Below are 21,646 nucleotides of genomic sequence, written 5' to 3'. Positions count from 1 at the left end.
TACAGCGTCCCGCTACAGCTCGTCCACCGCGAGGCGGAGGTGCCGCTGCACGTGGAGGACCTCGGTCACCTGTCCCGCGCCGAGCAGGACACCGTGCTGCGGGAGTGGATCGGCCGTGAGCGCAGCCGCCCCTTCGCCTGGGACCGGGCGCCCCTGCTCCGCTTCGGCTTCCACCGGCGCGGTGAGCACACGGTGCAGCTGTCCGTCATCTTCCACCACGCGATTCTCGATGGCTGGAGCTTCGCGTCACTGCTGACCGAGCTCGTCCCTCGCTACCTGGCCGTTCGGCGGGGCGCGGCGGCGCCCGTCCCTCCGCTGGAGGCGGTGTACCGCGAGTTCGTGGCGCTGGAGCGTCAGGCGCTCGACTCCGAGGAGACGCAGCGTTACTGGCAGGAGCGGCTGGCCGAGGTGTCACGCGTGCGCGTGGACGCCGCCCGCCGGACGGGAGCCCAGGCGCCGGGCCCGCTCCTGTTTCGCGAGTTCCCGCTGACGGAGCCGTTGGCCAGGGGACTCCGGGCTCTGGCCCACCAGGCCGTGGTGCCCATCAAGAGCGTCCTGCTCGCGGCGCACCTGCGGGTCCGAGGGGTGCTCGAAGGGGCCTCCGAAGTGGTGACGGGCTTCGTGGTGAACGGCCGCCCGGAGGTGAGCGACGGCGAGCGGGTGCTGGGCTTGTTCCTCAACAGCGTCCCCTTCCCGGTGCGGCTCGGCGGAGGTACCTGGGTGGAGCTGGTCCGCGAGGTGTTCGCCCGCGAGCAGGCACTCTCCCCGCATCGGCGCTACCCGATGGCGCGGATGCAGCAACAGTTGGGGGGACGCCCGCTGTTCGACGCCCTCTTCAACTTCGTCCACTTCCACGTCTCCGAGGGGCTGACGCGCATCCCGGGAATGAGGCTGGTGGAGCCGTACTGGGAGACGTCGTGGCTGGACATGCCGCTCGACACGACGTTCAGCGTGGACCCGGAGACCCAGGACGTGAAGCTCACGCTGCGCAGCCACGGGCGCGAGTGGGACCTGGACCGGCTGGAGTACATCGCCGGCATCTACCTGCGCGCGCTGGAGGACATGGCGCTGCGCCCGCTGGGCCGCTACGAGTCCTGCCAGCTCCTCGACGCACAGGAGCGTCACCGCCTGCTCGTTTCCTGGAACGACACGGCCACGCAGGCGCCACCCGCGAAGCACGTCGGCGCGTTGTTCGAGGCCCAGGTACAGCGGACGCCCGACGCGGTGGCGCTCCAGGTCGACGCCCTCTCGTTGAGCTACCGCGAGCTGAACGCGCGGGCGAATCAGCTCGCGCGCGTCCTGCGGCGCAACGGAGTGAAGCAGGAGGTGCGGGTCGCGCTCGCGCTTCAGCGCGGCCTCGACATGGTGGTGGGCGTGCTGGGCGTCCTCAAGGCCGGCGGTACCTACGTGCCGCTCGACCCGAGCTACCCGTATGAGCGGCTCGCCTACGTGCTCAAGGACAGCGCGGCCCAGGTGCTGGTCGCCCATTCCATCCTCCGCGACGAACTCCCCGACACCGGGGGGCCGCAGGTGTGCCTCGACGAGATCGACCTGTCCCCCGAGGAGGACACGGACCTCGGCGTGACGGTGGACGCGGACCAACTGGCCTACGTCCTCTACACGTCGGGCAGCACCGGCCGGCCCAAGGGCGTCATGGTGACGCACGGGGGCGCCGTCAACTACCTCGTGTGGAGCCGCGAGGCCTATGACGCGGCGTCGGGTGCGGGCGCGCCTGTTCACTCGCCGCTGGGCTTCGACCTGACCATCACCAGCCTGCTGACGCCCCTCATGGCGGGAGGACGAGTCGTCCTGGTGCCCGACACGAAGGCGGGCGAAGGGCTGGCCCAGGTCCTGCGCTCGGGCACGGACCTCTCCCTCGTCAAGCTGACGCCAACCCAATTGTCGCTCCTGGAGACGCAGCTTGGCGACGTGGCCGTGGCTGGCCGCGTGCGCTGCTTCGTCGTGGGTGGCGAGGCGCTGACCTCCGCCGCGCTCGCGTTCTGGCGTGAGCGGGCGCCGGCCACGCGCATCATCAACGAGTACGGCCCCACGGAGACGGTGGTGGGCTGCTGCACCTTCGAGGTGGGTCCCCAGACCGCCCTCGGGAGCACGGTGCCCATTGGCCGCCCCATCGCCAACACGAAGCTGTACGTACTGGACGCGCACCTCATGCCGGTGGCGGTCGGCGTGGCGGGTGAGCTGTACATCGGCGGAGCGGGCGTCGCGCGTGGCTACAGCCAGCAGCCCGCGCTGACGGCCGAGCGGTTCGTGCCGGATTCGTTCTCCTCCACGCCGGGGCAGCGCCTCTACCGCACGGGAGACCTCGTGCGCTGGCGCGCCGACGGGGAGCTCGACTTCCTGGGACGCATCGACGACCAGGTGAAGGTGCGCGGCTTCCGCATCGAGCTGGGCGAGATTGAAGCGGTGCTCGCCGAGCACTCGGCCGTGAAGGAAGTGGCCGTGGCGGTGCGGGACGACGGCGGTGACCGCAAGCTGATCGCGTATGTCGTCGCCCACGACGCGCCGCCGAACTCCCTGGAGCTGAGAGGCTGGCTGCTGACACGGCTGCCGGAGCCCATGGTGCCCTCGGAGTTCCTCACCCTGGACGCGCTACCGCTCACCCCCAACGGCAAGGTGGACCGCAAGGCCCTGCCCGACATGGACGTGAAGGCGGTGACGGACGGCATGGCGTATGCCGCGCCGAGGACCCCGGTCGAGGAACGGATCGCCGAGATCCTCGCCATGGTGCTCGGACGACCGCGCGTGGGGCGGGATGACGATTTCTTCGCGCTCGGTGGCCACTCGCTGACGGCGACGCAGGCCATCGTCCGCGTCCGAGATGCCTTCCGCATCGATCTGCCGGTGGGTGCGCTCTTCGATGCGCCCACCGTGGGCGCGCTCGCCGAGCACGTCGAGCGAGCGTTCGACGCCGGGGTGGGCGTGCGGTGGACGCCCCTGGTGCGCGTGCCGCGTGACAGGGCGCTGCCGCTGTCCTTCGCGCAGCAGCGCCTCTGGTTCATGGACCAGTTGGAGCCGGGGAGCGCCGCGTACAACATCCCCGCCTCGCTGAGCATCGAAGGTGACCTGGACGCAGCCGCGCTGGAGCGTGCGTTCGCCGCGCTGGTGGCGCGTCATGAGCCCCTGCGGACGGCGTTCCGCGCCGAGAACGGGCAACCGATCCAGGTCATCTCCCCGGTGGGCGAGCTGCCGCTGCGGCGGGTGGACCTGCGCGGTCTGCCCCTGGCGGAGCGCGACGCCGAGGAGCGGCGCCTGAAGGCCGAGGAGGCGCGGACCCCGTTCGACCTCCAGCGGGGACCGCTGCTGCGCACAGTGCTCATCCAGCAGGACGAGCGCGCGTACACGCTGCTCGTGACGCTGCACCACATCATCTCGGACGGCTGGTCCACCGGCGTGCTCATCCGCGAGGTGGCCGCGCTCTATGAGGCCTTCTCCGGTGGAAAGCCCTCGCCCCTCAAGGAGCTCGACTATCAATACGCCGACTTCGCGGCGTGGCAGCGACGGTGGATGGATGGACCGGAGCTCGAGGCTGAGATCGACTTCTGGCGGACGACGCTCGCCGGCGCCCCCCCGCTGCTGGAACTCCCCACCGATCGCCCCCGCCCCCCCGTCCGCGCCTACCGTGGAGCCACCCACGCCGTGGCCCTGCCCAGGGAGCTGTCCGAGGCCATCAAGGCGCTCGGCCAGAAGGAGGGGGCTACTCCGTTCATGGTCTTGCTGGCGGCGTTCCAGACGCTGCTGGCGCGAACGTCCGGCCAGGACGACCTCTGCGTGGGAACGCCCGTCGCGGGCCGGACGCGTACGGAGGTCGAGGGCCTCATCGGCTTCTTCGTGAACACGCTCGTCCTGCGCACGAGTGTGGCGGGAGACCCGTCGTTCCTGGAGCTGCTCGGCCGGGTCCGCGAGGTGACGCTGGCGGCCTACACGCACCAGGACGTCCCGCTGGACAAGCTCGTGGAGCAACTGCACCCCGAGCGCAGCCTGAGCCACCCGCCCCTCTTCCAGGTGGTGTTCGCCCTCCAGAACGCGCCGACGGCCGAGCTGACCCTCCCGGGGCTCGTCCTCAGGGCGCTGCCCACCGAGAGCCAGGCGGCCAAGTTCGACCTGGCCCTGTCACTCCGCGAGGGGCCTGACGGCTTCGACGGCTTCATCGAGTACGACACGGACCTGTTCGACGCGGAGACGATTTCCCGGATGGAGGACCAGCTGCGCGTCCTGCTCCAGGGTGTCGTGTCCGAGCCGCGGGCGCGTCTGTCGCGGCTGGCGCTCACGCATACGAGCGGGCTTCCGTCCCTCGAGCCACAGCCAGCTCCGGTGCACCCGAGCGTGCTCTCCCTCATCGCCGGACAGGCCTCACGCGCACCCGAGGCGCCAGCGGTCATCGACGGGGAGCGCGTCTTCACCTACGGCGATCTCGTCCGCGAGGCCTCGCGTCTGGCACACAGGCTCGCGCGCATGGACTCCCATGGGACGCATCCCATCGCGGTGCTGCTGGACCGCTCGGCGGAGATGGTGATGGCCCAGCTTGCGATCCTCAAGGCAGGCAGCGCGTTCATGCCGCTCGACCCGACCATGCCGGACGCGCGCCTGCGCGTCATCCTCGCCGAGGCTCACGCGGCGGTCGTCGTGACCTCGCCCGCGCTGGCGGCGCGTCTGCCCTCGGGTCTCCAGGTGGTGTTCGCCAACGTCCGTCCGTCCGACGCGGACAGGGGCGAGGACGAAGGCACCACCGAAAGGCCGGAGCCACTCCCGTCCCAGTCCGCCTACGTCATCTTCACGTCGGGCACGACGGGCGTCCCCAAGGGAATCACCACCGACCACGCCGCGCTGGCCCACCTGACCGCGTGGCATCAGCGCGACCTCCCCATGGGCCCGGGTGACCGCGGGGCCGTGCTGGCATCCCCCGCGTTCGATGCATCGATGCTGGAGCTCTGGCCCAAGCTCGCGGCCGGAGCGACGCTGGTCATCGTCCCGGACGAGGTGCGCGCCGCGCCCGCCGCGCTCGCGCGCTGGATGGCGGACACGGCCATCACCACGGCCTTCTTCACCACGGCGCTCGGGGAGCTGGTCCTGGCCGAGCCGCTCCCGGCGCACCACCGCGTGCGCGTCATCGTCGTCGGTGGCGAACAGCTCCGGCGGCGGCCCACCGCCGAGACGCCGTACCAACTCCTGAACGTCTACGGCCCCACCGAAGTGACCGTGCTCGCGACCTTCGACGTCGTGGTGCCATCCAACGTCGAGCAGGGGCTCCCCACGATTGGCCGCGCCATCTCCGGGGCCCGCGTGTCCGTCCTCGACGCGCACCTGCGGCCGGTACCGGTCGGAACACCCGGCGAGCTGTTCATCGCGGGCGGTGGCCTCGCGCGGGGATACCTGGGCCGGCCGGACCTGACAGCCGAACGGTTCCTCCCGGATCCACTCGGCCCTCCTGGCTCGCGCATGTACCGCTCGGGCGACAGGACGCGCATGCGCGCCGATGGGCGGCTGGAGTTCCTGGGCCGGCTGGACAGCCAGGTGAAGCTCCGTGGGTTCCGCATCGAGCTGGGCGAAATCGAAGCAGCGCTCGGAGCGCACCCGACCATCAAGGAGGCCGTGGTCACCGTGCACGAGGTGGCGGAGGACCGCCGGCTGGTGGGCTACGTCGTGGGCCGCCAGGAGCTGCCGGAGGCCGCGGAGCTGCGCCGCTGGCTCCTCGAACGGCTGCCGGAATACATGGTGCCCGCGGCGTTCATCCGACTGGAGGCGATGCCACTCGACTCCAACGGCAAGGTCGTGCGCAAGGCCCTGCCCGCTCCCGAAGCGCTGTTCGCCGGGAGCACGGAGGGCTACGTGCCCCCACGGACTCCCACCGAGGAGATCCTCACCGGCCTCTTCTCGCGGGTGCTTGGCGTGGAGCGGGTCGGCATCAAGGACGGCTTCTTCGACCTGGGTGGACACTCCCTGCTGGCCACGCAGCTCGTATCGCGGCTGCGGGCGGCCTTCGGTGTCGAGCTGCCGCTCCGGGTGCTCTTCGAGTCCGCGACTCCCGAGCACCTGGCAGAGCGAGTGGAAGCCCTGGCGCGCAAGGAAGGCGGGCCACCGGTGCCGCCGCTCACGCGAATGCCGCGCGGGGAGCGGCTGCCCCTGTCCTTCGCGCAGCAGCGCCTGTGGTTCCTCGACCGGCTGGAGCCCGGCAGCGCGCTCTACAACCTCTCCCATGCCATGCGGCTGAGCGGGCACCTCGACGTGGAGGCCCTGGAGCACGGCCTCGCGGAAGTGGTGCGCCGCCACGACAGCCTGCGCACGACGTTCGGCATGAATGAGGGGCTGCCCTTCCAGGTCGTGGCCTCGGAGTTCCCATCGGTCCTCGAGCGGGTGCGGATGGAAGGCACGCCCGAGGAGCGCGAGGAGGCCGCCCTGCGCAGGTGCGCGGCGGAGGTGCGCCGGCCGTTCGACCTGGCGCGCGGGCCGCTCATCCGAGCCGTGCTGCTCGAGCTCTCCGAGGACACGCACGTCCTGACGATGACGATGCACCACATCATCTCGGACGGCTGGTCGGTGGGCGTGTTCGTGCGGGAGATGGCCGCCCTCTACGAGTCCTTCCGGCAGAAGCGCCCATCGCCCCTGGCACCGCTGCCGATCCAGTACGTGGACTACGCGCTCTGGCAACGTCAGTGGCTGGAAGGCGAAGTGCTGACGGCGCAGCTCGGCTACTGGAAGGACCAGCTCGGCGGGGCGCCCCGTGCGCTGGACCTGCCCACGGACCGCGCGCGGCCCCCGGTTCAGACCTACAGCGGCGCGAGCCACCGCATCCGCTGGTCGCCCGAGCTGTCCGCACGCGTGAGGGCGGTGAGCCGCCAGGAGGGTGTCACGCCCTTCATGACGCTCCTCGCGGCGTTCCAGTCACTGCTGAGCCGCTACTCCGGGCAGGACGACATCTGCGTGGGCTCACCCATCGCGGGACGCACCCGCGAGGAGACCGAGCAGCTCGTCGGCTTCTTCGTCAACACGCTGGTGCTGCGCACCAGCCTCGCGGGCGACCCGAGCTTCCGCGAGCTGCTCGCCCGCGTGCGGAACGGAACGCTGGGGGCGTATGCCCACCAGGACGTGCCCTTCGAGAAGGTCGTCGAGGCGCTCCAGCCCGAGCGCGACCTCAGCCGCTCGCCCCTGTTCCAGGTCATGTTCGCGCTGCAGAACACGGCGGTGCCGGCGCTGGCATTGCCGGAGCTGAAGGTGACGCCGCTCGAGCCGGACCTGCCCACCGCGCGCTTCGAGCTCATCCTGACGCTCATGGAGGAGGACGGCGCGCTGACCGGGGCCATCGAGTACAACACGCGGCTGTTCGACGGGGCGACCATCCGCCGGATGGAGGTACACCTCGTCGGCCTGCTCCAGGCGGTGCTGGAGGACGTCGACCGCCAGCCCTCCCGAGTGCCCCTGCTGTCCGACGTGGAGCGCCGCCAGGTGCTGGTGGACTGGAACGCCACGGAGGCGGTGCTTCCGTCGGGGTGCGCGCACGAGCTGGTCGCGGCCCAGGCGGCACGAACGCCGGAGGCGCTCGCGGTGACGTTCCAGGACCAACGGGTGACCTATCGCGAGCTGGATAGGAGGGCCAACCAGTTGGCGCACCGGCTGAGGGCGCTGGGCGTGGGTCCCGAGGTGCAGGTGGGCCTGTGCGTGGATCGCTCGGTGGAGCTGGTGGTGGGCATCCTCGCGGTGCTCAAGGCGGGTGGCGCATATGTGCCGCTCGACCCGGGCTACCCGCGTGAGCGTCTGGCGTTCATGCTCGCCGACAGCGGCGTCCGGCTGCTGCTGGTGCAACGGCATCTGGCGGACGGCGTGGCCGCGCCGGGCGTGACGGTGCACGTGCTCGAGCCGAGCGTGGGCGAAGGCGCACCGGAGACGCCACCGGACGTCGCCGTCGACGCCGACAACCTGGCGTACGTCATCTACACATCGGGCTCGACGGGGCGACCCAAGGGCACGCTGCTCACGCACCGCGGCCTGAGCAACACGGCGCTCGCGGCGGTGAAGGAGCATGGCTTCCATCCGGGCAGTCGCGTCCTGCAGTTCGCGGCGACGAGCTTCGATGCGTCGGTGTGCGAGATCTTCGCCACGCTGCTGGCGGGAGCCACGCTGTGCCTGGCGCCGCGCGAGGCGCTGCTGCCGGGGCCCCCGCTGCGGGCCGTGCTGACGGACAACGCCATCACCGCGGTCACCCTGACGCCGTCGGTGCTGGCGCAGCTCGAGCCGGAGGGGTTGCCCGCCTTGGAGACGGTGATCTCCGCGGGTGAGGCCTGCACGCCGGACGTGGCCCGCAGGTGGAGCCGTGGCAGACGGCTGCTCAACGCCTACGGTCCCACCGAGGTGACCATCTGCGCGTCCATCAACGGCGCGGTGGACCCCGAGCGTCCCACCCTCGGCCGGCCCTTCCCCAACGTGCGGGTGTACGTGCTGGATGCGCGCCTCGTCCCCGCCCCGGTCGGCGTGGCCGGCGAGCTGTACGTCGGCGGACCGGGCGTGGCGCGCGGCTACACGGGCCGGCCGGACCTGACGGCGGAGCGCTTCGTGCCGGATGCCTTCGGCGCGCTGCCAGGCGCGCGCCTGTACCGCACGGGCGACATCGTCCGATGGTGCGCGGACGGCGAGCTCGAATACGTCGGGCGCGCCGACGGACAGGTGAAGCTGCGCGGCTTCCGCATCGAACTCGGAGAGCTGGAGGCTGTCCTACGCGAGCACCCGGCGGTGAGGGATGCCGCTGTCGTGGCGCGAGATGAAGGCGGCACTCGCCGACTGGTTGCGTACGTCACCGGCGACGGGCCGGGCCTCGAGGTGCCGGGGCTGCGCGGATATCTCACCGAGCGGCTGCCGCTGTACATGGTCCCCGCCACCTTCGTGGTGCTGGACACCCTGCCCCTGTCGTCGAGCGGCAAGCTCGACCGCAAGGCGCTGCCGCCGCCCGACGCTCGGCACCTGGGCTCGGCGGCCACATACGAAGCGCCGCGGAGCGACGTCGAGCGCACCGTGGCGGGAATCTGGCAGGAGGTCCTCAACGTGCCTCGGGTGGGCCTGCACGACGGGTTCTTCGACCTGGGCGGCAACTCGCTCTCGCTCGTGCAGATCCACGGCAAGCTCCAGAGCGCGCTGGGCGTGGAGTTCCCGCTCGTCGAGCTCTTCCAGCACCAGAGCGTGAGCGCGCTCGCCGCGCACCTGCGCCGTATCGCCGAGGCCGCGGCCACGCCCGTGGACACCGCCGCCGAAGAGGAGCGCTTCGATTCCCGAAGGGCCCTGCTCGAACGGCAGCAGGCCCGGAGGCGAGGACGCGCCGGCCCCACCCAGGCCGACTCGGACGGCAATCCGGAGGATTCCCATGAGTGACGACATGGAGCGGTCCGAGCCTTCTCCGGAGGGCGTGGCGATCATCGCCATGTCCGGCCGCTTCCCCCAGGCCGCGACGCTCGAGCAGTTCTGGGACAACCTTCGCCGTGGCGTCGAGGCGCGCACCGTCTTCACCGACGAGGAGCTGTTGGCCGACGGCGCCGACCCGGCCCGCATCCACCAGCCCGGTTACGTCCGCGCGGGCTTCGTGCTCGAAGACGTGGACCGCTTCGACGCGGGGTTCTTCGACTTCAGCCCGCGCGACGCGGAGGTGCTCGATCCGCAGCACCGCGTCTTCCTGGAGTGCTGCTGGGAGGCGCTCGAGCGCGCCGGGTACGCGAGCCGGGCATACCGAGGGCAGATCTCCGTCTTCGGCGGCGCGGGCGCGTCTTCGTACCTCTACAGCAACCTGCTCTCCCGCCCGGACGTCCTCCAGGGCATGGGGACCTTCCAGGTCACCATCAGCAACGACAAGGACTTCCTCCCGCCACGCATCTCCCACAAGCTGGGGCTGCGCGGCGCGAGCATCGCGGTGCAGACGGCCTGCTCGTCCTCGCTCGTGGCGATCCACCTCGCGTGTCAGAGCCTCCTGACGGGCGAGTCGGACCTCGCGCTGGCAGGTGGCGTATCCATCGCCCTACCCCAGCGGACCGGTTACGCCTACCAGGAAGGCGGCGTCGTCTCACCGGACGCGCACTGCAGGACCTTCGACGCGAAGGCCGCCGGCACGGTGCGCGGCTCGGGGGCGGGAGTCGTGGTCCTCAAGCGCCTCGCGGACGCTCTCGCGGACGGTAACCCCATCCTCGCGGTCATCCGTGGTTCGGCGGTCAACAACGACGGCGAGGCACGGCTGGGCTACACCGCCCCGAGCATCGAGGGGCAGACCGCGGTCGTCTCCGAGGCCCTGGGCATCGCGGGCGTCCCCTCGGAGAGCGTGACGTACGTGGAGGCCCACGGGACGGCCACGCCCCTGGGCGACCCCATCGAGGTCACCGCGCTCACCAAGGCGTTCCGCGCCCGGCTCTCGCAGGGTGCGCGGGCGCGCTGTGCGCTCGGCTCGGTCAAGACCAACATCGGGCACCTCGATGCCGCTGCTGGCGTCGCGGGGCTCATCAAGACGGTCCTCGCCCTCCAGCACCGGGAGCTGCCGCCCTGCCTCCACTTCGAGCAGCCCAACCCGAAGCTCGACCTGGCGAGCGGCCCGTTCTTCGTCAACGACACGCTGCGGCCGTGGGAGAGCGACGGCACGCCGCGCCGGGCCGGCGTGAGTTCGTTCGGCATTGGCGGGACGAACGCGCACGTCATCCTGGAGGAGGCGCCCGCGAGGCCTTCCTCGACGTCCTCCAGCCGCCCGTGGCAGTTGCTCACGCTGTCGGCGCGCACCGTGCCCGCGCTGGAGGCCGCCACCTCGAACCTCCAGACCTGGCTGACGCAGCACCCGGAGGCCGAGTTCGCCCAGGTGGCGCACACGCTACAGGTGGGGCGCCAGCGGTTCTCGCACCGCCGTGTCCTGGTCTGCCGTGACGCGGAGGATGCTCGCGCCTCGCTGGAGGCGAGAGACCCCCAGCGCCTGCGGACCACCCTCCAGGAGGACTCCACGAGCCCTGTCGTCTTCCTGTTCCCCGGCCAGGGTGCGCAGTACGTGGGCATGGGGCAGGAGCTGCACGCGTCGGAGCCCGTCTTTCGCAAGCATGTGGATGACTGCTGCACCCGCCTGAAGTCCCTGCTCGGCTTCGACCTGCGCGAGGTGCTGTTCCCACCGTCCGACGTGGACCCCTCGGCCGCGGAGGCTCGGCTCACCCAGACGGCGGTGACCCAGCCGGCGCTCTTCGTCATCGAGTACGCCCTGGCGAAGCTGTGGATGTCGCTGGGCGTGACGCCGCAGGCGATGCTCGGTCACAGCATTGGCGAGTACGTCGCCGCGTGCATCGCGGGAGTGCTGACGCTCGACGACGCGCTCGCGTTGGTGACAGCGCGCGGCCAGCTCATGCAGTCGCTCCCCTCGGGCGCGATGCTCTCGGTCGCGCTCCCCGAGGCCGAGCTGCGGCCCCTGCTCGGCCCCGCGCTGTCGCTCGCCGCGGTCAACGGGCCCGCGCTCTGCGTGGCCTCGGGCCCCACGGAGATGGTGGAGGCGTTGGAGGCGGTGCTCACCCGGCGGAAGGTCGAGTTCCGCCGGCTGCACACGTCGCACGCCTTCCACTCGGCGATGATGGACCCCATCCTGGAGGCCTTCGCCGCGAAGGTCCGTGGTGTGCGGCTGTCGCGGCCTCGCCGTCCCTACGTCTCCAACCTGACCGGCACCTGGATCACCGAGAAGGAGGCCACGGACCCAGGCTACTGGGTGGAGCACCTGCGCCAGGCCGTGCGCTTCGCCGACGGAGCGAAGCTGCTGCTCGAGGACACGGCGAACGTGTTCCTGGAGGTCGGTCCTGGCACGACGCTCGGCGCGCTGGTGAGGCAGGCGGCACGGTCGTCAGGGCCGAGCACCATCCTGTCCACCCTGCGGCACCCGCGCGAGTCGGTCTCTGACCGGACGCGCGTGTTGGAGGCGGTGGGACAGCTGTGGCTCGCCGGGGCCGCGCTCGACTTGAACGGGCTCCAGCCCGTCGAGCACCGTCGCCGGCTGCCCCTGCCCACCTACCCGTTCCAGCGCGACCGGTACTGGATTGAACCGCGCGCCGGTGCCGGGCTCACCCAGGCGCGGGCGGTGACAGGACCGGGGCTCGTGCGCAAGCAGGGCTCGCTGGCCGACTGGTTCTACGTCCCGGGCTGGAAGCACGCGGTGCGGCCCGGCCCGAGCACGGCGGCGACACGCTGGCTGGTGATGCTCGATGAGCGCCTCGGTCCCGCGCTGGCCGACCGCCTGGAGGCCACGGGCGGGGACGTCGTGAGGGTGGCCACGACGGACGCCTACGGCCGCCAGGGACCTCGCCGCTTCACCGTGGCCGAGGGACAGCCGGAGGGCTACACGCGCCTGCTCGCGGAGCTCGACGCGGATGGATGGAAGCCCGAGCGGGTCGTCCACCTGGGGAGCGTCGCCGGGGCCTCGCTGGACGAGGCCTCCACGGTGGATCGGGCGGTGAACGGGTTCCATGATCTGCTGCATCTGGCGAGCGCACTGCACACGCGGAAGGCAGGGGCCGCTGTCGAACTCATCGTGGTCACCGCCGGAGCCCAGGACGTCACGGGAGAGGAGTCCCTGTGTCCGGCGAGCGCGCTCCTCGTGGGGGCATGCAAGGTCCTGCCGCAGGAGCTGTCCCCCGCCCTGCACGTGCGCACAATCGACGTCGCCCCGGCGGAGGTGGGTGGAGAGCGGCTCACGCGCCTGTTGGTGGACGAGCTCCGCGTGGAAACGGCCGAGCCGGTCATCGCGTACCGGGGTGGACGCCGCTGGGCGGAGACCTACGAGCGCGCGCGCCCGCCAGAGGGGGGACAGGGGCGGCTGCGTGAGCGCGGTGTCTACCTCATCACGGGTGGGCTCGGGCGCATCGGACTGACGCTGGCCGAGGAACTCGCGACGTCGTTCCAGGCGCGGTTGGTGTTCGTGGGCAGGTCAGCGTTTCCCGCGCGCGAAGCGTGGGAGGCGTGGCTGGCTTCCCATGGCTCGAACGACGAAACGTCGCGGCGCATCCGCCAACTGCTCGTCATCGAGCAGCGCGGTGGCGAAGTCCTTGTGCTCCGCGCGGACATCTCCCGCCCGGAGGAAGTCGCGGAGGTCCTCGCGCGAACCGAGGCGCGCTTCGGAGCCCTCCACGGGGTGATCCACTCGGCGGGAAGCCTGGGTGAGCGGGCCCACGTCCCGGTCCTGGACCCTGGTGACGCGCGGCATGCGGAGCAATTCGACGCGAAGGTGCGCGGAGTCCTGGCGCTCGAACGCGCGCTGCGGGGCCGCGCGCTGGACTTCGTGCTGCTGCAATCCTCCCTGGCGGCGGTGCTGGGAGGAATCGGGTTCGCGGCCTATGCGGCGGCAAACCTGTTCATGGACGCCTTCGCTGCCCGCCAGAACCGGAGCGACTCCACGCCCTGGCTCAGCGTGGACTGGGATGGCTGGGGCGACGAGGAGACGCTCGACGAGGGGATGCTGGCGCTCACGATGGCCGAGGGCGTCGCCGCGTTCCGGAGCGTGCTCCGCGGCGACGTTCCGCGCTGGGTCGTATCGACCGGAGACCTCTCCGCGCGGTTGGCCACCTGGGTCCAGCCGGTGGCGGCGCGTGGGGACGCGGCGAGCGCGGTGTCGTCGCATGCGCGCCCCCAGCTCGCGACCGGCTACATGGCCCCTCGCGACGCATTGGAACAGGAGCTGGCGGCGATGTGGCAGGAGCTCCTCGGCGTGACCCCGGTGGGCCGCCACGACAGCTTCTTCGATCTCGGTGGGCACTCGCTGCTCGGGACGCAGTTGCTGTCGCGCCTGCGAGAGACCTACCGGGTCGAGCTGCCGATCCGGACGTTGTTCGAGACCCCGACGGTCGCCGGCCTCGCGGAGGCGATCACCCAAAGCCGGAGCGGGCCCGAGACGCGCCCAGATCCCGCGCCCACGACAGCGAGCACCACACCGTCCCGCGCCCCACTGTCCTTCGCCCAGCAGCGCCTCTGGTTCTGGGAGCGCCTGGAGCCGGGCACGTCCGTCTACAACATCCACACGGCGCTCCAGTGTGACGGTGACCTCGACGTGGGCGCCCTGGGGCGGAGCCTCGATGCACTGGCGGCTCGCCACGAGGCGCTCAGGACCACCTTCGTCGAGGAGGGGGACCAGGTCGTCCAGGTGATCGCCCGCCGGCTCGACCTGGAGGTACCCGTCACCGACCTGCGCGATCGCTCCGACGACACGCGCGCGGACGAGGCACGCCGCGTCGCGGAGGAAGAGGGACGCCGGCCCTTCGACCTGGAGAAGGGACCGCTCCTGCGCGCCCGACTCATCAAGCTGGCCGCGCGCGAGCACGTCGTCACCCTTACAGTGCACCACAGCATCTTCGACGCGTGGTCACTCGGCCTGCTCATCCGTGAGCTGGCGGAGCTCTACACGGCCTTCGCGGCCGGGCGGCGGCCCCGCCTGCCCGAGCTCACCATGCAGTACGCGGACTTCGCCCGCTGGCAGCGGGAGCGGCTCCAGGGTGACGTGCTCGAAGCGGAGCTCGCGCACTGGCGCACGCGGCTCGCGGGAGCCCCTCCGGCGCTGGAGCTGCCGACGGATCGCCCCCGGCCAGCGACGCCGTCATACGACGGGGCGAGTCATCCGCTGGACCTCCCTCGTGAGCTCACCGACGGGCTGAAGGAGTTGGGCCGGCGCGAGGGCGCAACGCTCTTCATGGTCCTGCTCGCGGGCTTCCAAGCGGTCCTGGCCCGTCACTCGGGGCAGGACGACATCGTCGTGGGCACACCCATCGCCGGGCGCAACCGCGTCGAGCTCGAGAGCATCGTCGGCTTCTTCATCAACACGCTCGCCCTGCGAACGCGGCTGTCGGGCAACCCCACGTTCCGCGAACTCGTGGGTCGGGTGCGCGAGGTGACGCTGGCGGCCTACGCCCACCAGGACATCCCCTTCGACAAGCTGGTGGAAGCCCTGGCGCCACCGCGCGACCGCAGCCGCTCGCCGCTGTTCCAGGTCCTGCTCATCCTGCAGAACGCGCCGGTTCCAGAGCTGGCCCTGCCCGGGGGTCTCAAGCTGCGCCCTGTCGGAGCGCCGGAAGAGCCGGCCAGGTTCGACCTCAGCCTGTCCTTCACGGAGACCGCCAGCGGGTTGCAGGGGACACTGCGGTACGCCACGGCACTGTTCGACGCGAACACCGCGCGGCGCCTGCTCGGCCACCTGCGCATGTTCCTCGAGGCCGTGGCAGCCAACCCCGACCAGCGGCTGGACACCGTATCGCTCCTGTCCGCGGACGAGCAGCGTGAACTCGCGCACCTGGAGTCAGGACGGCGTGAGCGACCTTCGCCCCGGTCCATCCTCGAGCGCTTCCGAGCGTGGGTGGACCACACGCCGGCGGCGCCCGCCGCGCTCATGGGCGAGCGCACCGTGCGCTATGACGCCCTCGCCCTCCGCGCCCATGTCGTGGCCCGCGAGCTGGCACGGCACGGGGTCCGACGAGGGACGCCGGTCGCCGTCTTCCTCCCCCGCTCCCCCGAGCTGCTCGCCACGTTGCTCGGCGTCCTCGAAGCGGGCGGCGCGTATGTGCCGCTCGATCCGGGCTACCCGGCGGAGCGCGTGGCCTACATGCTGGGCGACGCGCGCCCCCGAGTCGTCGTCACGGATGGGCCTCGGCGTGAGCAACTCCCGGAAGCGTGGCGGGAAGGCGCGGTCCTCGTCGAGTCGCTCACCGATTCACCGGGAGCGTCGCCGCGTCCGGCCGACCTCCAGGGCGATGACGTGTCGCACCTGGTCTACACGTCCGGCTCCACTGGCATGCCCAAGGGCATCATCGGCCACCACGCCGGCATCCTGAACTACGTCGACTACCTGGAGCGCACCTATCGGCCCGGTCCGGGTGACGTCGCGCTGCAGCTCGCCTCGGCTTCCTTCGACGCCTCGCTGCGCGACATGCTGGCGCCGGTGTTGATGGGCACGCCCGTCGTCTTCGCCGACGGCGATCGCGGGAGAGATCCCGAGGAACTGCTCGCGGCCATCGAGCGCTACCGCGTCACGCTGCTGCCGAGCGTGGTGCCCAGCCTGCTCCGGCTGCTCCTGGCGGCGGCGGGGACCCGGCCGCGCGAGCTGGGGACGGTCCGGCTGATCCTCTGCAGTGGCGAGCGGCTCCTCGCGACGGACGTGGAGCGGGCGCGCGCGGTGTTCGGTGCGCACGTGCGAATCGTCAACCAGTACGGCCCCACCGAGTGCACGCTGACGAGCACGTTCCACATCGCCACGCCCCAGGACCTCGTGGGCGTGGTGCCCGCGGGGCGGCCCATCGACAACGCCGAGGTGGTCCTGCTCGATGCCCGCGGCGAGCGTGTGCCCGCCGGGGTCGTCGGCCACATCCACATCGGCGGCAACGGCGTGACGCATGGCTTCCTCGGGCGGCCCGACCTCACCGCCGAGCGCTTCGTGCCGCACCCGGACGGGAACCGGCCCGGGGCCCGCCTCTACGCGACGGGCGACTACGGGCGCTGGCGCGCTGACGGTGCGCTCGAGTTCGTCGGCAGGCGCGACGACCAGGTGAAGGTGCGTGGAAACCGGGTGGAGCTGGGCGAGATTGAATCCAACCTGACGCGCTGCCCGGGAGTGGGCGCGGCCGTGGTCCTCGCTGTTCCCGAGCAGGACGGTGAGACGCGGCTGGTCGCCTGCATCGTCGCCAGCGACGCCGGGGCTCCGAGCGATACCGAACTCACCACGTTCCTCGCGGCCCGGCTGCCCGAGCCGATGCTCCCCTCTGCGTACCTGCTCCTCGATGTGCTGCCACGAACGCCGAACGGCAAGGCGGACCGGGCGGCGCTCATGCCCGCGGCGACCGCCGCCCGGCGGCGCGGTGGGGCCAACAGCGGGGCTCCTTCCGTGACGCCGCGGACACCGACCCAGGAGATTGTCGCCGGACTCTGGGCCCAGCTCCTGTCGGTGGAGCGCGTGGGGATTCACGACAGCTTCTTCGACCTGGGCGGGCACTCGCTGCTGGCCACCCAGGCCGTGTCGCGCGTGCGTGTGGCCCTGGGAGTCGAAGTCCCATTGCGTGAGCTGTTCACACACCCCACCGTGGAGGCGCTGTCCGCGCGCATCGACGAACTCGCGATGAGCAGGCAGTCGGCCAGGGGCAGGCCGCCGCTCGTGCCCGCACCGCGCACGCAAGGGCTGCCGTTGTCCTTCGCGCAGAAGCGCCTCTGGGTGGTGGATCGACTGCGGCCCGGCGACCCGGCCTACAACATCTCGGGGGCCATCCGGGTTCGTGGGGCGCTCGACGCCGAGGTGCTCGAGCGCTGCGTCGCGGAGATCGTGCGGCGCCACGAGAGCCTGCGCACGACCTTCGAGTTCGTGGGAGAGGAGCCGGTGCAGCGCATCGCCGCCGAGCTCGAGGTGCCGCTGGGGCGCGTGGACCTGTCGGACTTCCCCGAGCCCGAGCGCGAAGACCTGGTCGCCCGGCTCGTCGCCAAGGAGACGGGGTGGTCTTTCGCCCTGGCCCAAGGCCCGCTGCTACGCCTCTCGCTGCTGCGACTGTCCGAGGCGGAGCACGTGCTGGTGTTCGCGATGCACCACATCATCTCGGACGGCTGGTCGCGCGGAATCCTCGTCCGGGACCTCATGGCGCTCTATGTCGCCTTCGTCGCGGATCAGCCTTCGCCCCTGCCGAAGCCGGTGCTGCAGTACGCCGACTTCGCGCACTGGCAGCGGAGCTGGCTGCGGGACGAGGTGCTGGAGGCCCAGCTCGCGTACTGGCGGCGTCGGCTCGCGGGCGTGCCGCCGGTGCTGGCCCTGCCCACGGACCGTCCTCGTCCGGTGGCGCAGAGCCTGCGGGGCGCCCACTACCGGGCCACGCTACCGCCGCCTCTCGTGGAGGCGTTGAAGCGGCTGGGCCGGACGGAGGGGGTCACGCTGTTCATGACCCTCATGGCCGGTTTCCAGGCGTTGCTCTCGCGCTACACGGGGCAGGAAGACCTCACCGTGGGGACCGACGTCGCCGGCCGCAACAACGCCGACCTGGAGGGGCTCATCGGGTTCTTCGTGAACCAGCTCGTCATCCGCGGGCAGCTCGACGGCAACCCCCCGTTCCGCGCGCTCCTGACGCGCGTGCGTGACACGGCGCTGGAGGCGTACGCGAACCAGGACCTGCCCTTCGAGGAGCTCGTCCGAGCGGTCAACCCCGAGCGGAGTCTGGGCCATACGCCGCTGTTCCAGGTCAAGCTGGCGCTGCAGAACCAGCCGTTCACGGAGCTCCAGCTCCCGGGCCTGAGTCTGAGCGGCGTGGCGTTCGAGAACGCGTCGTCCAAGTTCGACCTCACGCTCGTCCTGGAGGAGTTCGAGGGCAGCCTCGTCGGGCTGTGGGAGTTCAGCACCGACCTCTTCGACGAGGCGACGATCGCGCGCATGGCCGCGGCCTACCAGCGGGTGCTGGAGGCGGTGGTCACCGCGCCGGACCTGCGGCTGTCCGCCCTGCCCGTCCTCGCCGACGAGGAGCGCCACCGGCTGCTCGTCGAGTGGAACGCGACGGACGCCGAACTCCCGGAGGACCGCTGCGCGCACCACCTTTTCGAGGAGCAGGCGCGCCGCACACCGGAAGCGCCGGCCGTGTCCTTCCAGGGGCGCGCGCTGAGCTACGCGGAGCTGGACCAGCGGGCCAACCAGCTCGCGCACCACCTGCGTGGGCTCGGCGTCGGGCCCGAGCTGCGCGTCGGCGTTTGCCTGGAACGTTCGCTGGAGCTGGTGGTGGCCCTCCTGGGAGTGCTGAAGGCGGGGGGCAGCTTCGTCCCATTGGATCCTGGCTACCCCACGGAGCGGCTCTCCCTGCTGCTGCGGGAGTCCGCCGTGTCGGTGCTGCTCACGCAGGACGCGGTCCTCGACGAGTTGCCCCTCCGCTCGGAGCTCCCGGTCTGCCTGGACTCGGACTGGACGGACATCGCCCGCCACCCCACGAGCGCGCCGTCGGTCGACGTGACGCCGGAGAACCTGGCCTACGTCATCTTCACCTCGGGCTCCACGGGCCAGCCCAAGGGCGTCCTGCTCGCTCATCGGGGCCTGTGCAACACCGCGCTGGCCCAGGTGGCGGCCTTCGACATCGCGCCCGGGAGTCGGGTGCTCCAGGCCGCCGCGCTCGGCTTCGACGCGTCTGTCTCCGAGGTCTTCGCCACCCTGCTGGGCGGCGGCTGCCTCCATCTGCCCCTCCGTAACGAGCTGATGCCCGGTGCGCCCCTGCGCGATCTGATTCAACGGGAGGCCATCACCACCGTGACGCTCACGCCGCCGGTGCTCGCGCAGTTGGAGCCGCGAGCGCTGGACACGCTGCGGGTGGTGATCTCCGCAGGCGATGCGTGCACGCCGGAGCTCGCCGCGCGGTGGAAGCCGGGCCGGCGATTCCTCAACGCCTACGGCCCGACCGAAGTGACGGTGTGCGCGAGCATCAGCCCTGACGTGAAGGTCGAGCGGCCGAGCATCGGCCGTCCGCTCCCGAACGTGCGGCTCTACGTCCTCGACCCCCACCTCCAACCGGTTCCCCTGGGGAGCACCGGCGAGCTGTACGTGGGTGGCGTGGGACTGGCGCGTGGGTATCTGGAGCGCCCGGACCTCACCGCCGAACGGTTCATCCCGTCCCCCTTCGCGCTCACCCCCGGTGAGCGGCTGTACCGGACGGGAGATCTCGTGCGCGCCCTGCCGTCGGGCGAGTTCGAGTTCTCGGGCCGCGTCGACAACCAGGTGAAGGTCCGCGGCTTCCGCGTCGAGCTGGGGGAGGTCGAGGCGGTGCTCGGGCAGGCCCCCGGGGTGCACGAGGCCGTCGTCGTGGCCCGTGCCGACGCGGCGGGAGGCAAGCGGCTCGTGGCCTACTTCGTCGCCCGGGAGGACACGCGGCTCGCCGTCGAGGACCTCCGTGCGTTCCTGCGCGAGAGGCTCCCCGACTACATGGTGCCGTCCGCGTGGGTGCTCCTCATGGCCCTGCCGCTGACACCCCACGGAAAGGTCGACGCCAAGGCGCTCCCCGCTCCCGAGGCGGCGCCCGGCACTGATGATACCCGCCAGCGCACCCCGCCCCGCACGCCCACCGAGGAGCTCATCGCCGAGGTGTGGGCCGACGTCCTCCAGTGCGGGTCCGTGGGCGTCGACGATGACTTCTTCGAGCTGGGCGGACACTCGCTCATGGCCACCCAGGTGACCACGCGCGTGGGCGGAGTCTTCGGCCTGGAGCTGTCGCTGACCGACTTCTTCTCGAAGCCCACCGTGGCGGCGCTCGCCACGCATATCGACTCACTCGGAGGCACGTCCGGGCCGCGCGTCCCGCCAGTCGTTGCCACGCCACCGTGCGAGGTGCTGCCCCTCTCGCCGCGCCAGCAGGTCTACTGGTCGGACGAGGAGAAGGGGCCCGAGGACCTCGCGAACTCCTCCCCGGCGGCGTTCCGCCTGGACGGCCCGCTCGACACGGAAGCACTGCGGGAAGGCTTCGACCTGCTCGTCCGGCGCCACGAGATCCTCCGCACGAGCTTCCCCTTCATCGACGGCACTCCGATGCAGCGGATTGCCTCGCAGGGGGAAGCACGGCTCCAGGTGGTCGAGCTCGGCGACCTGCCGGAGCAACAGCGCCAGGCGGAGCTCATGCGGCGTATCGACGAGGCGCAGCACCGCTCGTTCGACGTCGCCCAGGGACCGCTGCTCCGCGCCTGGGTGTTCCGCCTCACCGCCGACACGCACGTCCTGCTCCTCAACCAGCACCACGCGATCACCGACTACGTCTCCACGTCCCTCTTCATGGGCGAGCTGGCGGAGGTCTACGCCGCGCTCCGTGAAGGGCTGCCGCCGCGGCTCCCCGAGCCCGCGCTGCAGTACCGCGACGTCACCCGCTGGGAACACGACTGGCTGCGCGGGGGAGCGCTGGAACAGCTGCGCGCCTACTGGTCCCTGAAGCTCGCCAGTCCAGTCCTGGAGGTGGCGCTTCCCTACCGGCGCCCGCGCCAGCGGCACGAGGGCATCGTGAGCAGCCTCCAGCCGTTCCACCTCTCGCCCGAGCTCTCCAGGGCAACCCGGGCGCTCTGCCGCAAGGAGGGCGTGACGCCGTTCGTGCTGATGCTCGCGGCATTCCAGGTGGTCCTGTCGCGCTGCGCCAGGCAGGAGGACATCGCGGTCGGCTTCTCGCACGCCAACCGCCAGCGCATGGAACTGGAGAAGGTCCTGGGGATGTTCGCCGGTTACATGGTGTTGCGGACGGACCTGTCGGGTGACCCGAGCTTCCTCGAGGTCCTCCGGCGGGCTCGCTCGACGTACCTGGAGGCGTTCCAGCACCAGGGGCTTCCGCACACCGAACTGGTCAAGCTGATGCCGCCCCCGTGGCAGGTCGGCTTCTCGTTCACGCGCGTGGATCGCGCACAAGCCACCTCCGTGGCCGGGCTGTCGGTGTCCCCTCTCCCCCTCCATCGCACCCGGTCCCTGACGGACCTCAAGCTGAACGTCGTGGAGGCACCGGAAGGATTGGGCGGTACCTTCGAGTACAAGGCCGACCTGTTCGAGCACGAGAGCATCCAGGCGATGCAGGACGACTTCCAGGCCCTGCTCGAGTTCATCGTCGCGGCCCCCGACCAGCGCCTGTCCGAGCTTCCGCGACGCACGCACGCCCTGGGCCTCGCCCATGGAAGGCACGAGACGGCGTGA

Annotated in this window: 2 protein-coding genes (1 of these 2 only partly in view); both read left to right on the top strand. The window is 71.4% G+C overall.

Annotation, left to right across the window (positions count from 1 at the left end; genetic code table 11):
- Positions 1 to 9,375, top strand: the 3' portion of a protein-coding gene (locus HUA76_RS23785; RefSeq protein ID WP_174462157.1) for a non-ribosomal peptide synthase/polyketide synthase. It extends 8,628 nt beyond the left edge of the window; only the last 9,375 of its 18,003 coding nucleotides appear in the window; the start codon falls outside the window, past its left edge; the stop codon is at positions 9,373 to 9,375.
- The gene (locus tag HUA76_RS23780; RefSeq protein WP_174462156.1) at positions 9,368 to 21,646 is read left to right on the top strand and encodes a non-ribosomal peptide synthetase/type I polyketide synthase; all 12,279 of its coding nucleotides are present in this window, start codon (positions 9,368 to 9,370) and stop codon (positions 21,644 to 21,646) included. The genes HUA76_RS23785 and HUA76_RS23780 overlap by 8 nt, the downstream gene beginning before the upstream one ends.

The sequence above is a fragment of the Myxococcus sp. CA056 genome, from assembly GCF_013336715.1.
Taxonomy (GTDB): domain Bacteria; phylum Myxococcota; class Myxococcia; order Myxococcales; family Myxococcaceae; genus Myxococcus; species Myxococcus llanfairpwllgwyngyllgogerychwyrndrobwllllantysiliogogogochensis.
The sequence above is the reverse complement of the archived record's forward strand: the minus strand, read 5'-3'. Positions and strand labels throughout refer to the sequence as shown.